The sequence below is a fragment of the Micromonospora sp. I033 genome, assembly GCF_053890995.1.
In genome coordinates, this window is sequence record NZ_JBSSLX010000068.1 from 1 (window position 1) to 14840 (window position 14840).

Annotated in this window: 13 protein-coding genes; 8 read left to right on the forward strand and 5 right to left on the reverse strand. The window is 71.8% G+C overall.

The genetic code is table 11. The features are described 5' to 3' along the window. Positions 1-1037 (reverse strand): UDP-N-acetylmuramate dehydrogenase (locus ACW0Q9_RS14125; protein WP_456181414.1); only part of this gene is annotated, 1037 nt, incomplete at its 3' end. Between the two features lie 127 nt (positions 1038-1164). Here ACW0Q9_RS14125 and ACW0Q9_RS14130 point away from each other — a divergent pair. The 6 genes from ACW0Q9_RS14130 to ACW0Q9_RS14155 all read left to right on the forward strand — a co-directional run bounded on the left by ACW0Q9_RS14130 (position 1165) and on the right by ACW0Q9_RS14155 (position 7707). Then, a complete protein-coding gene (locus ACW0Q9_RS14130) occupies positions 1165-1920 on the forward strand; it encodes a maleylpyruvate isomerase family mycothiol-dependent enzyme (RefSeq protein WP_456181362.1) in 756 nt (251 codons plus the stop codon). A 196-nt stretch (positions 1921-2116) separates the two neighbouring features. Continuing rightward, on the forward strand, positions 2117-3427 hold the full coding sequence (locus ACW0Q9_RS14135) for an ABC transporter substrate-binding protein (protein ID WP_456181364.1): 1311 nt from the start codon (positions 2117-2119) through the stop codon (positions 3425-3427). 69 nt (positions 3428-3496) lie between these two features. Beyond that, positions 3497-4486: a carbohydrate ABC transporter permease gene (locus ACW0Q9_RS14140; protein ID WP_456181366.1), complete on the forward strand. Its 990-nt coding sequence runs from the start codon at positions 3497-3499 to the stop codon at positions 4484-4486. Further along, complete coding sequence (locus tag ACW0Q9_RS14145) at positions 4483-5316, forward strand: carbohydrate ABC transporter permease (protein WP_456181368.1); 834 nt, start codon at positions 4483-4485, stop codon at positions 5314-5316. Before ACW0Q9_RS14140 ends, ACW0Q9_RS14145 begins: the two co-directional genes overlap by 4 nt. Next, complete coding sequence (locus tag ACW0Q9_RS14150; RefSeq protein WP_456181370.1) at positions 5313-6680, forward strand: GH1 family beta-glucosidase; 1368 nt, start codon at positions 5313-5315, stop codon at positions 6678-6680. Before ACW0Q9_RS14145 ends, ACW0Q9_RS14150 begins: the two co-directional genes overlap by 4 nt. 19 nt (positions 6681-6699) lie before the next feature. Beyond that, complete coding sequence (locus ACW0Q9_RS14155) at positions 6700-7707, forward strand: LacI family DNA-binding transcriptional regulator (protein WP_456181372.1); 1008 nt, start codon at positions 6700-6702, stop codon at positions 7705-7707. An 86-nt stretch (positions 7708-7793) separates the two neighbouring features. Here the strand turns inward: ACW0Q9_RS14155 and ACW0Q9_RS14160 are convergent, their stop codons facing one another. The 3 genes from ACW0Q9_RS14160 to ACW0Q9_RS14170 form a co-directional block, all read right to left on the reverse strand. Then, positions 7794-8159: a hypothetical protein gene (locus ACW0Q9_RS14160; protein WP_456181374.1), complete on the reverse strand. Its 366-nt coding sequence runs from the start codon at positions 8157-8159 to the stop codon at positions 7794-7796. Between the two features lies 1 nt (position 8160). Beyond that, complete coding sequence (locus ACW0Q9_RS14165) at positions 8161-11934, reverse strand: ALF repeat-containing protein (RefSeq protein WP_456181376.1); 3774 nt, start codon at positions 11932-11934, stop codon at positions 8161-8163. Between the two features lie 265 nt (positions 11935-12199). Then, positions 12200-12733 (reverse strand): hypothetical protein, encoded by a 534-nt coding sequence (locus ACW0Q9_RS14170; RefSeq protein WP_456181378.1) that lies wholly within the window; start codon positions 12731-12733, stop codon positions 12200-12202. 213 nt (positions 12734-12946) lie between these two features. On the opposite strand from ACW0Q9_RS14170, the gene ACW0Q9_RS14175 reads away from it, so the two are divergent. Beyond that, positions 12947-13363: a RidA family protein gene (locus ACW0Q9_RS14175; RefSeq protein WP_456181380.1), complete on the forward strand. Its 417-nt coding sequence runs from the start codon at positions 12947-12949 to the stop codon at positions 13361-13363. Between the two features lie 58 nt (positions 13364-13421). Then, positions 13422-14327: a GNAT family N-acetyltransferase gene (locus tag ACW0Q9_RS14180; protein ID WP_456181382.1), complete on the forward strand. Its 906-nt coding sequence runs from the start codon at positions 13422-13424 to the stop codon at positions 14325-14327. On the opposite strand, the gene ACW0Q9_RS14185 is transcribed toward ACW0Q9_RS14180, so the two are convergent. Further along, positions 14324-14839: an O-acetyl-ADP-ribose deacetylase gene (locus tag ACW0Q9_RS14185; RefSeq protein ID WP_456181384.1), complete on the reverse strand. Its 516-nt coding sequence runs from the start codon at positions 14837-14839 to the stop codon at positions 14324-14326. The genes ACW0Q9_RS14180 and ACW0Q9_RS14185 overlap by 4 nt on opposite strands. Between the last annotated feature and the right edge of the window lies 1 nt (position 14840).

Genomic DNA, 14840 nt, shown 5'->3' on the forward strand with positions numbered 1-14840 from the left:
TGTATAAGGGACAGGTTGATCAGGACGGGTTCGGGGTGGAGGGTTACCCCGAAGTGGGTGTGGACGCCGTCGCGGATGTCGCGGGCGAGGGCGATCAGGGCGGCCGTGCTGGCGGCGCCGGTGCGGTTGGTGAGGGCCAGGGTGTGCTTGGTGGAGATGGCGACACCCTCGGGGCCGGCGTACCCCTTGCCGAAGCCGGCCTTGTCGATCAGCCAGGCGGCGCTGACCTTGACCGTGTCGTCCGGGCAGGGCCAGGACGGCGGCTCGCCCAGGTCGGCGGCGCGCTCCCGGAGCAGCTCGTACGCCTCCCGCTCCAGCACCGGGTTGGTGAAGAAGGAGCCCACCGACCAGGTGTCCGGGTCCTGCGGGTCGAGCACCATGCCCTTGCCGGCGCGCAGCCGCCGCACGGTGGCCCGGGCCTCGGCCAGCGGCACCCGGTCGCCCACCTCGACGCCCAGCGCCCGGGCCAGCTCGGCGTAGCGCACCGGGGCGGAGAGCGGGGAGCGGGTGAGCCGGAAGTCGACCGAGAGCACCACCCAGCGGTCGCTGTACTTGAAGATGCTGCCCCGGTAGGCGAACCCGCAGTCCGCCGCCGCGATCCGGACCACGGTGCGGTGGGTCCGGTCGTACGCCTCGACCGCCGTGATCGTCTCGGCCACCTCCTGGCCGTACGCGCCGACGTTCTGGATCGGGGTGGCGCCGGCCGAGCCGGGGATGCCGGAGAGGCACTCCAGGCCCGACAAGCCCCGCTCGACGGTGGCGGCGACGAAGTCGTCCCAGGGCTCGCCGGCCTCGACCCGTACGGTGACGGTGTCGGCGTCCTCGTCGACCACCCGGAACCCCCGGGAGCGGATCAGCACGACGGTGCCGGGGAAGCCCTGGTCGCCGATCACGACGTTGCTGCCGCCCGCCAGCAGCAGGACGGCCTGCTCGCGCGCCTCCGCCTCCCGCACCGTGCGGACGATGTCGTCGGCGCTGGTGGCGATCTCCAACCGGCCGGCGGGGCCGCCGAGGCGCAGCGTGGTGTAGCGCGCCAGGGTGGCCGGGTCGGTCGGGTCGGCTCCGGTCGTCGGTTCGGCGTAGACGTCTGACACGCCCTTCACCCTAGGCTGAGGGGTAGCCGCGGCACCCACTGGTGGCCCGGTCACCCCCGGGAGGATGGCGATGAGCAGACTGCACGGCACGAAGGACTTCTGGATCGGCGCGTTGCGGACGGAGGGCCCCGCCTTCGCCGCCGCCGTCGCGGAGGCGCCCCCCGAGACACCGGTGCTGTCGTGTCCCGGCTGGACGGTCTCCGACCTCGCCCACCACCTGACCCGGGTCTACGTCTGGGCCCGCACGGTGCTGACCGCCGGGACGACCACCCGGCCCGAACGGCACGACCCGGAGCCGCCGGCCGGCCTGACCCCGGCCCAGTGGTACGGCCAGGAGTACGAGCGGCTGCTCTCGCTCTTCGAGGGGCTGGACCCCGAGGCCCCGGCCTGGAACTTCGCCCCGCAGCCGAAGAAGGCGGCCTTCTGGCCCCGCCGGATGGCGCACGAGACCGCGGTGCACCGCTGGGACGCCCAGCTCGCCATCGGCGCCGGCGGGCCGATCGAGGCCAAGCTCGCGGCCGACGGGGTGAGCGAGGTGCTGGACACCTGGCTGCCGGCGGGCCGACGGATCCAGCCCGGCCAGTGGCACGGCGTGGTCCAGCTGACCGCCAGCGACGCCGCCCAGGACTGGTACCTGCGGCTGCGCGGCGAGGGCATGGCGCTCCTGGACACCGCGACGATCCTCGACCACGACGACCACCACGCCCGGGTGCAGGTCACCGGCACCGCCAGCGACCTGCTGCTCGCGGTGATGGGCCGGATCAGCTTCGACGCCCTCGGGGTCGCCGGCGACCGCCGTCTGCTCGACGGGCTGCGGGTGGGCTGACCCGCCAGGGGGTCTTCGACGACATCGGGCGGAGAGCGGCGTTTCCCCGGGAACGCCGCTCTCCGCCTTTTTCCGGACGCTCTGAGAGCGCTCTCTTGACAGGGTCGAGGGCAGCCACCACCCTGTCGTGAGAGCGCTCTCTCAGTTCCGGAACCACCCGCCACCACCCGATACGCCTAGAGGGGTCAGATAAGAGATGGTCACCTTCACGCGCCGCCGCCTGGCCGCGGTGGCCCTGGTCGCCACCACCGCGCTGCTGGGCACCACCGCCTGCGGGGGCGGTGACGACGAGGCCGCCGCCGGTGGCCCGGTCACGCTCACCGTCGACGTCTTCGGCCAGTTCGGCTACGCGGAGCTCTACAAGGAGTACATGGCCAGCCACCCCGACGTGAAGATCGTCGAGCGGGGCACCGGCAGCAACCTGGACGAGTACTCGCCGAAGCTCACCCAGTGGCTCGCCGCGGGCAAGGGCGCGGGCGACATCGTCGCCATCGAGGAGGGCCTGCTGGTCGAGTACAAGGCCAACCCGCAGAACTTCGTCAACCTGCTCGACCACGGCGCCGCCGACCTGAAGGGCAACTTCCTGGACTGGAAGTGGAACCAGGGGCTCACCGCCGACGGCAAGCAGCTCATCGGCCTCGGCACCGACGTCGGTGGCATGGCCATGTGCTACCGCAAGGACCTGTTCGCCAAGGCCGGCCTGCCCACCGACCGCGAGGCGGTCTCGAAGCTCTGGCCCACCTGGGCCGACTACATCAAGGTCGGCGAGCAGTTCAAGGCGAAGAACACCGGCGCCGCGTTCCTCGACGCGGCCACCAACACGTTCAACACCATCCTGCTCCAGACCGCCGGCAACACCACCGGCTACAGCTACTACGACACCGGCGACAACCTGGTCGTCGACAGCAACCCGGCGGTCCGGCAGGCGTACGACACCACCATGGACATCATCGACTCCGGCCTGTCCGGCCGGTACGGGTCGTGGTCGGAGGAGTGGGTCTCCGCGTTCAAGCAGTCGAAGTTCGCCACCATCGCCTGCCCGGCCTGGATGACCGGGGTCATCGAGGGCAACGCCGGCCCGGGCGCCAAGGGCAAGTGGGACATCGCCCAGGTCCCCGGCAACGGCGGCAACTGGGGCGGTTCCTTCCTCGCGGTGCCCAAGCAGGGCAAGCACCAGGCCGAGGCGATCGAGCTGGCGAAGTTCCTGACCAGCGCCAAGGGGCAGATCGGCGCGTTCAAGGCCAAGGGCCCGCTGCCCTCCTCCCCGCAGGCGCTGGCCGACCCGGCGATCGTCGACTCGACGAACGCGTACTTCTCCGCGGCCCCGGTCGGCAGGATCTTCGCCGAGGGCGCCAAGAGCCTGAAGCCGGTCTACATGGGCCCGAAGAACCAGGCCGTGCGCACCGAGGTGGAGAACGCCGTCCGCACCGTGGAGCTGGGCAAGCGCAACCCGGAGCAGGGCTGGACCGACGCGGTCGCGAACGCGAAGAAGGCCGCTGCCAAGTAACCCGAGCCAGGCGTGCGGGCGGCTCCCGGTGACGGGTGCCGCCCGCGCGGCGGAAAGGAGTCCCGGGCCATGGCAGTCCAGCTCGACGCCCGCCCGCCGGTCCTACCGGCACCCGGCACCACCCGCCCCTCCCGGGGCGCCCGGCTCAGCCGGTTCGACACGAGATACTCGCCCTACCTCTACATCGCCCCGTTCTTCCTGATCTTCGGCGTCTTCGGGATCTACCCGCTGGCCTACACCTTCTGGGTCTCGCTGCACGACTGGGACCTGCTCGGCGCCGAGCACCCCTTCGTCGGGCTCGACAACTACAGCCAACTGCTCGGCGACCCCGACTTCTGGCACTCGGTTGTCAACACCCTCGGCATCTTCGTCATCTCCACGGTCCCGCAGCTGCTGCTCGCGCTCTGGCTGGCCAACCTGCTCAACCGGCGGCTCCGGGCCCGGACCACCTGGCGGATGGCGGTGCTGATCCCGAACGTCACCTCGACCGCCGCGGTGGCGATCGTCTTCGCGGTGCTCTTCGGCCGCGACTTCGGCATGATCAACTGGCTGCTCGGCCACGTCGGCGTCGACGCGATCGACTGGAAGGCCAACCGGCTCGCCTCCTGGGTGGCCATCTCCACGATGGTCGACTGGCGGTGGACCGGCTACAACGCACTGATCTTCCTGGCCGCCATGCAGGCCATCCCCCGCGACCTCTACGAGTCCGCCGCGATCGACGGGGCCGGCCGGGCCCGGCAGTTCTGGTCGATCACCGTGCCGCTGCTCAAGCCGACGATCATCTTCGCGGTCATCATCTCCACCATCGGCGGCCTTCAGCTCTTCACCGAGCCCCGGCTCTTCAACTCCGGCACCAACGCGATCCGCGGCGGACCGCTGCGCGAGTCGCAGACGGTGACCATGTACATGTTCGAGAACGCCTTCGCGCCGCACTACAACTTCGGCTACGGCTCGGCGATCGCCTGGCTGCTCTTCGCGCTCATCGCGGTGGTCGCGGCCGTCAACGTCCTGCTCCTCCGCCGGCTCGGTGGCGGCGCCCGCAAGGAGGACTCCCGATGACCCGCCTCTGGTCGGCCGGCCGGCTCACCTACCTGGCGCTGGCCCTCACCGCCGTCATGTCGATCTTCCCGATCTACTGGATGTTCGTGGTGGCCAGCCGGACCAGCGACGCGATGGGGCAGGTCCCGCCCCCGGTCACCCCCGGCGGCAACCTCGGCGCCAACATCGCCCGGCTGTTCGCCAACACCGACGCCTACTTCCTCACCGGTCTGATCAACTCCGCGATCGTGGCCGGCACGGTCACCGTCTCCGTGGTTTTCTTCTCCACCCTGGCCGGGTTCGCCTTCGCCAAGCTGCGCTTCCGCGGGCGCAACGCGCTGCTGCTGGTCATCGTGGCCACCATGATGGTGCCCACCCAGCTCGGTGTGATCCCGCTCTACCTGTTGATGACCAAGCTGAACTGGAACGACCGGCTGCCGGCCGTCATCGTGCCGGCGCTGGTCACCGGCTTCGGAGTGTTCATGATGCGCCAGTACGCCGGCCAGGCGGTCAGCACCGAACTGATCGAGGCGGCCCGGATGGACGGCTGCAACACCGCGCGGATCTACTGGAACGTGGTGCTGCCCGCACTGCGCCCGGCCGCCGCGGTGCTCGGCCTGCTCACCTTCATGACCACCTGGAACGACTTCCTCTGGCCGTACGCGGTGCTCAACGATCCGGAGAACCCGACCGTGCAGCTGTCGCTGCGGGCCCTGTCCGACGGCTACTACCAGGACATGTCGCAGGTGTTCACCGGGACGGCGATCGCCACCCTGCCCCTGCTGCTGGTGTTCGTCGCGTTCGGCCGCCAGATCATCGGCGGGATCATGGAAGGTGCGGTGAAGGCGTGACGGGACTCCGATTCCCCGAGGGCTTCGTCTGGGGGGCGGCCACCGCCGCGTACCAGATCGAGGGCGCGGTCCGGGAGGACGGCCGCGCCCCGTCCATCTGGGACACCTTCAGCCGTACGCCGGGCCGGGTGTTCCAGGGGCACACCGGCGACGTGGCCTGCGACCACTACCACCGGTACGCCGAGGACGTGGCGCTGATGGCGGAGCTGGGGCTGCGGGCGTACCGCTTCTCGGTCGCCTGGCCCCGGGTCCGGCCCGACGGCACCGGCCCGGTCAACCCGCGCGGCCTGGACTTCTACGACCGGCTGGTGGACACCCTGCTGGACCGGGGCATCGACCCGTTCGTCACGCTCTACCACTGGGACCTGCCGCAGGCGCTGGAGGACCGGGGCGGCTGGCCCGCCCGGGAGACCGCCGAGCACTTCGCCGACTACGCCCTCGCCGTGCACCAGCGCCTCGGCGACCGGGTCCGCACCTGGACCACGCTGAACGAGCCGTGGTGCGCGGCGTACCTCGGCTACGGCAACGGGGTGCACGCGCCCGGCCGGCGGGACGCGGGGGCGGCCTTCCGGGCCGTACACCATCTGCTGCTCGGGCACGGCCTGGCGGCCCGGGCGCTGCGCGCGGCCGGCGCGGAGGCCGTCGGGATCACCCTGAACCTGGCCGACGTGCGACCGGCGGACGCCGGCAGCGCGGCGGACGCCGCCGCGGTGCGGCTGGTCGACGGCCTGCAGAACCGGATCTTCCTGGACCCGCTGACCGGCGCCGGCTACCCGGACGACGTGCTGGCCCAGGTCAGCCGGTTCGTCGAGCCGGACTTCATCCGGGACGGTGACGAGAAGGTGATCGCCGCGCCCATCGACCTGCTCGGCATCAACTACTACTCCCCCACCTACGTGGCGGGCCGGGCGGGCGGCGCCGGGAGCGACGCGTACCCGGGCACCGAGGGTGGCGTCGAGTTCCTGCCGCCGGTCGGGCCGCTCACCGACATGGGCTGGATGATCGAGCCGGCCGGCCTGACCCGGCTGCTGGAGCGGGTGGCCACCGACTACCCGGGACTACCGTTGATCATCACGGAAAACGGTGCGGCCTTCCCGGACCGGAACATAGACGAGACCGGCCGGGTGGCGGACACCGACCGGGTCGGCTACCTCGACGGGCACCTGCGCGCGGTGCACGAGGCCGTCGCCCGCGGCGTGGACCTGCGCGGTTATCTCGTATGGTCGTTGCTGGACAACTTCGAATGGGCCGAGGGCTACCGGAAGCGGTTCGGGATCGTCCACGTCGACTACCTGACCCAGCGGCGCACACCGAAGGAAAGTGCCCGTTGGTACCAGGAGGTGATCTCCCGGAACGGGCTGTGACGAGGTGGTGGTGACGGGGATGACGACGGCACAGCGGCCGACCCTGGAGGCGGTGGCCAAACGGGCCGGGGTGTCCCGGGCCACGGTCTCCCGGGTGGTCAACGGCTCCACCACGGTCGCCGAACCGATCCAGCAGGCGGTGCGCCGGGCGGTCGAGGAACTGGGGTACGTCCCGAACCTCGCCGCCCGCAGCCTGGTCACCCAGCGCACCGACTCGGTCGCGCTGGTCATGCCCGAGGCGGCCACCCGGGTCTTCTCCGACGACCAGGTCTTCCCGGGGATCATCCGCGGCGCGGCCCAGGAGCTGGAGGCGGCGGACAAGCAGCTCGTGCTCATGCTGGCCGGCTCGCCGGCCGGCCACGAACGCGTCGAGCGGTACACCACCGGGCGGCACGTCGACGGCGTGCTCTTCGCCTCACTGCACGGCGAGGACCCGCTCCCCGGCCGGCTGGCCCGGCTCGGCATCCCGGTGGTGTGCAGCGGCCGCCCGCTCGACGGCGCCGAGGTGCCGTACGTCGACGTGGACCACGTCGGCGGGGTCGCCGAGGCGGTCCGGCACCTGATCACGAACGGTCGGCGGCGGATCGCCACCATCGCCGGGCCGCAGGACATGGTCGCCGGCATCGAGCGGCTGATCGGCTACCGGGAGACGGTCGCCGCGGCCGGCCTGCCGGAGCTGGTCGCGTACGGCGACTTCACCCGGGAGTCCGGCACGGCGGCCATGCGGCAACTGCTCGCCGCCGACCCGGAGCTGGACGCGGTCTTCGCGGCGTCCGACCTGATGGCGCACGCGGCGCTGCGCACCCTCCGGGAGGCCGGCCGGCGGGTGCCGGACGACGTCGCGGTGATCGGGTTCGACGACATCGAGACGGCGGCGTACACCGAGCCGCCGCTGACCACCGTGAAGCAGCCGATCGTGGAACTGGGGCGGGCGATGACCCGGCAGCTGCTCCGGATCGCCGCGGGCGAGCAGGTCGAGCAGGCCCTGATGCTTCCCACCGAGCTGGTGGTCCGCGAGTCGGCGTAGCCGACGGCCGAGACGAGGCGTGCCCGCCATCCCTGCGGATGGCGGGCACACGTTCAGCTACGGCCGGGAGAGCCTCGCCAAAACCGTCACATCTCGTCCTCGAAGTCGGCCGCGACGACGACCTCCCCGCCGATCTCCCGCAGATCGGCGACCAGCTTCCGAACGGCGGCGAGCATGGCCGCGTCGTGGACGCCGTCGTCCCGGCTGACCTCGACCGTGATCGGCCAGGTCAGGAACGCCGGCGTCCGGGCGATCAGGTCCGCCCCTGCCTCCCGGGGCAGGGACTTGTTCCTCCTGACCGCGGCCCAGACTCCGTCCGTCACCCGCAACGACTGGTCGACACGTTGATAGCCCTGAGAGCGCGTCAGCTGCTCCGCGGCCTCCTCGGCCGAGCCGATCCCGTCGACGAAGAGACGGCACTCGTCGTATTCCTCGGTCACGTCGATCGTCACGTCAGCCTCCCACTGCGTACCACGGTCCGACATCGAAGGGGCCGCCGATGCGAATCACCGAGATGTCGACCTCAACGCCCAGCGACTTCTCAAGCTGCCTGCCGATGCCGCTGAGGCCGATCTCGCCTCGCTGGACCTTACCGGTCTCGATGGCGTGCTGAAGCGTCTGCCAACGGTTGCTTCCCGGCTTCAACGTGGCGAGACGGGCCTGGACAATGCGATTGAACTCGGCGTCGGAGACCCGGATCGCGAAGTCGAAGTCCGAGTTGGCCCTGGGCGTCCCGCCGACCCGACTGCCATGCAGCATCAGCTCGCCGTTGTAACCCTTCTCCTGCACCGCCTGACGCAGCAGACCCATCGAATCATCGAACGTCGCCTGGGTGCAGCCCGGGGGAAGGACCAACCCGTTCCCACCAGGCGGGCGATTCATTGCCGCCGTGATCCGGGCGAGAGCGGCTTCGTCCGCCTCGGCCTGGGCACCGATACGCTCGAGCATTCCGGCGGCGCGGATACCGGCGGCGGTACCGGCCGTTCCGTACGCTCCCAGGAGCGCCGCTTCGCCGTACAGCGCGCCGAACTCCGGGCTGTTCGCGATGAGGAAGAGCCCGCACGGTTCCAGCACGGCGCACAGCAGGCCCAGTTCGAGCCCGAGAAAGCCGATCATGACCTTCACGCCTGCGTCGATGATGGGCTGGGCGATCTCGATCTGACGGTTGTAGATGAACTCTGGGTTCAGCACGTCGTGGAGGCAGTTCTTGTGCGCCTCCGTACCCTGCCGGTAGAGGTGTCCGCAGGTCTCCCCGAAGACCAGCATCCGCTTGACGATGTCGGGGGCTGTGGCACTGCCGATGGCCACACATTCCTTGCGGAGCTGCTCGTAGGCCGGGAGATCAAGCGGGTACTTGGCCGCGCACTTCAGCGCTTCGCTGCTGATCCGCGCATTCTCCTCCTCCGTCATCTTCTGCTTGACGACGGCGAGGGCCTCGTTCGCGGCAGCCGCGGCCGCGATCGAGTCCTTGCCCGCGGCCACGGCGGAGTCGTACGCCCGCTTGTACGAGGCGAAGGCGTCCGCCGCGTACTTCCGGGCCCGGGTGGCGGAAGCCTGCGCCCAGACGGCGGACCTGGTCGCCTCGTTCGCCGAGGCGTTCGCCCTGGCTGCCGCGTCCTTGGCCGTTGCCGCCGACGCCGCCGCCTTCTGGGCAGACTGCTCAGCTTCGTTGGCGGAGTTCAACGCCTGCTGGGCGAATCCCTGGGCATCGATCGCGGACTGCTTGGCCTGTTCGGCGTAGGTGGCGGCGAGCGCCGCGTCACCCCGGGCCTTCGCGGCGACGACCTGCGCCTCCTGCGCGTCCGCCACGGCACTTGCCGCCGCCCGGGAAGCCTCTGCCAGGAGGCCGGACACGACAGCGTTGTGCGTGGCGCTGTCGTAGTCGTGCTGGGCAGCCGTGTACCGGCCGGACCGGAGGAACTCGTTGAGGAGTGCCGGAGGACCGTCGAGGGCGGCCTGGGCTGCCCCCTTCAGTTCCGGACCGGAGGCCGGATCGGCCAGGATCTGGTTCGCCTTGACCCGCGCGTCCATGGACTCGGCCTGGTACTGGCCGGTGGCCAGGAAATCGGCCAGCGCCTGACCGGTGCCGGCGTCCAGCGCCTCCTGCGCCTTCTGCACGACGACCGTGTTGCCGGCCTCCCGAGCCTCCGCCTGGATGTTGTTGACAGCCAGCCGGTCGTCCTGCTCCCGGCCCGGATAGTTCCGGGTCCGGAGAAACTCCGCGACATCGGCGTCCGACCCGGCGAGTGCGGCCTGGGCCGCGGTGTTCATCGAGTCGGTGCCGCTCAGCGCCAGATCGGCCAGCGTCCTACGGTCGTCCTGGGCGGCCGCCTGCGGCAGGCCGGTACGCACGTACTCGAGAACCATGGCGTCGCTGCCGCCCAGTGCCTCGAGCGCGGCGGCCCTGGTCCACTGCCCCTCGGATCGGGCCAGAGCGAGTGCGACCTTGCGGGCGTCCGCGACGGCGAGAGCGGGATCCGTAGCCGGAGCGGTCGCCTCCGCGATGAGACGGTTCGTCTCGGCCGAGCGCTGGGCGGCCTGCTCCCGTTCCAGACTGACCCTCGACTGTTGACGAGTCACCTCGACTGCTGCTGCTAGCGCGGCCTGATCGGCCTGCTGGGCGGCGGTGGCGATCCGCTCGGCCTCCGCGGTTCGGGCGGCGTCGTAGACCGCCTTCGCCTCGTTCGCCGCGTTCACCGCAGCCTGTGCCGCTGCGGTCGCCGCGTTGGCATGGGCGGTCGATCGTTCCGCGGCATAGGCTGCCTCGCCCGCGTGCTCGGCGGCCTCGTCCGCGGCCTGAGCCGCGCTGTTGGCGTCCGCCACGGCCTTGTTGGCCGCGTCTCGTGCCTTGTAGGCCGCCGCCGCGGAGGCGTCCGCGAACGCGCTCGCCGCGCGCGCCGCCCGATTCGCGCGGTCGGCGCTTGCCTGCGCGGCAGCCGCCGCCGCCATCGCCTCCGCGGCGTTCGCACCGGACTGTTCGGCATATTTGCCGGCCTGCTCTGCGGCCTGAGCGGCGGCAGTCGCGTGATCGCCGGCCGAGGAGGCCGCCTTGGCCGCGAGTCCCGCCTGCTTGGCGGCGTCGCCCGCGGCAGCGGCCGCGTCGGCCGCCTTCTTCGCGCCGACCGCGATGTTTCGTGCGTTCTGAGCGGCGACCCTGGCGGCACTGGCCTTGTTCGCGTCCGTTGCGGCATCGGCCGCCGCCCGGTACGCCTTGGAGGCCGCCTGACCAGCGCGGGAGGCGGCCGACGCGGCGCGGGAGGCAGCGCCCGCCGCGATGCGTGCCGCAGCGCTGGCGGCGTTCGCGGCACCGACCGCCTCGCTGGCGGCGTCGGCGGCATTGTCGGCCGCGATGGCCGCCTGTTTGGCCGCGGCGGCCGCCGCCTGGGCGTTGCCCTGGGCACTCGCCGTGGCCTCCCTGGCTCGTTCGGCTGCTGCCCGCGCGGCTGCCGCCTCGGCCGCTGCCTTCTCCGCTTCCTCCTTGGCGGCCTGGGTCTCACGGGACGCCGTCTGGCTCGCGGTGGTCGCGGCGCTCGCCAGGTCGGCGATCGTCGCCGTTTCCTGATCCCTGGCGGACGCCACCTCCCACTCGTGGTCGACGAACTGGGTGAGCGCTTCCGGGGTCCCGGTGTCGAGGGCTCGTTGGGCGGCCGCCTTCACCTCGGGGCCGCCCCCGTACATGATCTGGTTCACCCTGATCCGTAGATCGGCTTCCCAGGGTGCGCGCCAGCCCGAGTCGACGAAGTCCTGGTAGACGTCGTCGTCGTTGCTGTCGAGCGCCTTCTGCGCCGCCGCCCTCAGCTGGGTGCCCCCGGCGGCCATCATCTGGTTGATCCGGACCCGCTGGTCGGTACGCCACGGGCCATGCCACCCGGAGTCCAGGAACCACTCCCGGTAGTTGCTCTCGGTCGAATCGAGAGCCGTCTGGGCGGCGCTCCTGACTGCCGGCCCGCCGGTCGCCATCATCTGGTTGACGGCGATCCGCTCGTCGACCTGGCGACGCTGCTCCCAGGTGGTACTCAGAAACGCCTGGACGTCGGCATCGGACCCCAGCAGCGCCTTCTCCGCAGCCGCCCGCACCTCGGGACCACCGAGCCGCCAGGCCGTCACCACCAGCGCGCGGTCGACCGTGGTGGACGTCTCTCCCTCAGCGCGAGCCGGCGACGCGCCGGCCAGTCCTAGCACGACCGACATGACGGTCGTGACCGCCACCGCCATCCGGCCGGTCATCCGGCCGGCCGGTGGCCTCCTCCATCTGCTCACAGTTCTCCCCGTACCTGTCGTGAGTGCGGACATCGGGCATGCGCCCAGGGCGGTCGGGCGCCCTGGGCCCGACCGCTGGGAATCTCGTGTGGATCATTGGATCGGCGAGCGTTCCGCTCGCCCTCGTCGTGAAGACACTCGTGGCCGCGTACCGAGACCTGGTACGCGGCCACGGCCGTGACGTGCGTCTGGTGGACGAGCGGCGGCCGTCCCGGGACGGCCGCCGGTCAGCTCACGGCTTGACGGTCAGCTGGAGCAGGGTGGTCGGCTCCTCGCCGCCCTCGCCGATGCCGAACTGGGTGCTCCCGTTCGGGTCCAGCTCCTTGGTCGTCTTCACACCGGCGTCGGTGGTGACGGTCGCCGTGCCGTTGTGGCCGGAGGTCGAGGTCTGCCCGTCGCCCCGGATCTCGTAGACCCCCGGCACCTTCAGGTCGAGCCGGCCGGTCGACGCCAGCGCCTTGAAGCAGACCAGGCCGGTGCTGGTCTGACCGATCGGCTCCGTGGTCCAGACCTTGATCAGGCCGACGTCGCCCGTGACGGGGGTGTCGCAGTCGGCCAGCACGATGTGGCCGTCGCCCGAGATCAGCTCGATGTTCTGCTCGGCCAGGATGGCCGCCGCACCCGGGTACTTGAAGTCCTCCACGATGGAGCCGCCGTTGGTCTCCGTCGGGACGTCGTCCCCCGCCGCGAGCGCGACGCCGGCGAAGGTCGCCGCCACCGCGGCCCCGGCCACACCGACCATCGCAGCCTTGGACAGCACACGCATGCCTTACCTCTTCCTCACTTCAAGTCCCAGCCGTCAACGCGGCGAGGTCACTCGCCCCCGTGCAGTGACGAACCCAGCACGCGCACAGTACCCAAGCATCTGATCTATGTCTGCCCCGTCCCGAGCGGCCTGCTCCCCGACTGCGGGAGACCGCTCGGGAGGCAGGCCGCATATCGCGTCGCGGGCCGGCGCGACCGGCGCTAGGGTCGCCCGGTGACCGGCACATTGCGCCTGATCCGCGCGCCCCAACTGTCCGACGTCGCCGAGTACGCCTACGCGGCCGAGCTCCCGTCCCCGGCGCGCCTGGTCTACACGGCCGGGGCCTGCCCGCTGGACGCCGAGGGGCGGACTGTCGCGCCGGGCGACCCCGCCGCCCAGGCCCGGCAGGTGATGGCCAACCTGGAGACCGCCCTGGCCGCCGCCGGCGCCCGACTCGCCGATGTCGTCAAGACCACCGTCTACGTGGCCAGCGGCGACCGCGAGGACCTGGTGTCCGTCTGGCAGGTCGTCCGGGACGCGTTCGGCGACCACGATCCCCCCAGCACGCTGCTCGGGGTGGCCGTGCTCGGCTACCCGGACCAGCTCGTCGAGGTCGAGGCGGTCGCCGCGGTCCCGACGGAGGTGGGCTGAGCGCCCCGCCCCGATAAACCCGTGGCCGGTGACGGGCGACGGTTCTAGGGTCGGCCGGATGACCGAGGACCTGATCAGACGTGCCCGCCCCGACGACGCGCCGGGTGTCGTGGCGCTGCGTAGCATCGTGCACCCGTACCTGCTGCGTGGCGTCGAGTCGACCCGCCGCATGATCGCCGAGCCGCCGCCCGCCGAGGACTGGGCGGCCTGGGTTGCGGAGGCGGACGGGCAGGTGGTCGGGTGGGTATCGGCGTACCGGAACAGCCACACCTCGGCGGCGAACGTCGGGGAGATTTCCACCCTGCACGTCCACCCGGAGCACCGGCTCCGGGGAATCGGCACGGCCCTCCTGGACGCCGCGCTCGGCCACCTGCGCCTGATCGGCGCGCAGCGGCTGCTCACCTGGTCCCAGCCCGGGTCGCTGCCGTTCGCCGGCCGGCACGGTTTCACGCCCAGTCGCGAGCTGCGCTACTCCGCGCTCGACCTCCGGCCCGCCCCGCCGATGCCCGAGCCGCCGCCCGGCGTACGGCTGCTCTCGGCCACCGAGGTCGATCCGCGCCGGATCCACCGGGTGGACGCCGAGGCGTCGCTGGACGAGCCGGGCGACGTCCCGACGGACGCGCTGGGCTACGACATCTGGCGCCACGAGGTCTGGGACAACCCGGGGCTGGACCGGAACGCCAGCACGGTGGTCGAGGTGGACGGCGCGCTGGTCGCCGTCAGTCTGGTCAAGCGGGACGGCGACCGGATGTGGTCGGACTTCACCGGCACGATTCCCGGGCACCGTGGCCGGGGGCTGGCCCGGCTGGCGAAGCGGGCCGCGCTGCACCGGGCCGCGACGTCCGGGGTACGCACCGCGTACACGTCGAACGACGAGGCGAACGCGCCGATGCTGGCGATCAACTCCCGGCTCGGCTACCGGCCGGTGGGCAGCCAGTGGTCCTGCCTGCGCGAGCTGGCCTAGCGCCCGGCGGCGACCCGGACGGCGGTCGCGTAGGTGTCGGCGCCGAAAAGCACCAGCCGGGCCTCGGTCACGTTCACCGGGGTGGCCGCGTGCAGCACGGCCAGCGCCTGCGCCACCGCGTCCTCGACCGGCCAGCCGTACACGCCGGCGGAGATCAGCGGGAAGGCGACGCTCAGGGCGCCCAGGTCGTCGGCGACCCGGAGGCTGTTGGCGTAGCAGTCGCGCAGCAGCGCCGACCGGTCCTCGCGCGGGGAGAACACCGGCCCGACGGTGTGCACCACCCACCGCGCCGGCAGGTGGCCGGCGGTGGTGGCGACCGCCTGGCCGGTGGGCAGGCCCCGGCCGTAGCGGGAGGCGCGCAGCGCCCGGCACTCCTCCAGGATGGCGGGGCCACCCTTCCGGTGGATCGCCCCGTCCACTCCCCCGCCGCCCAGCAGCGAGGAGTTGGCCGCGTTGACGATCGCGTCGACCTGCTGCGCGGTGATGTCCCCCTCGATCAGGACGGTCTCCATG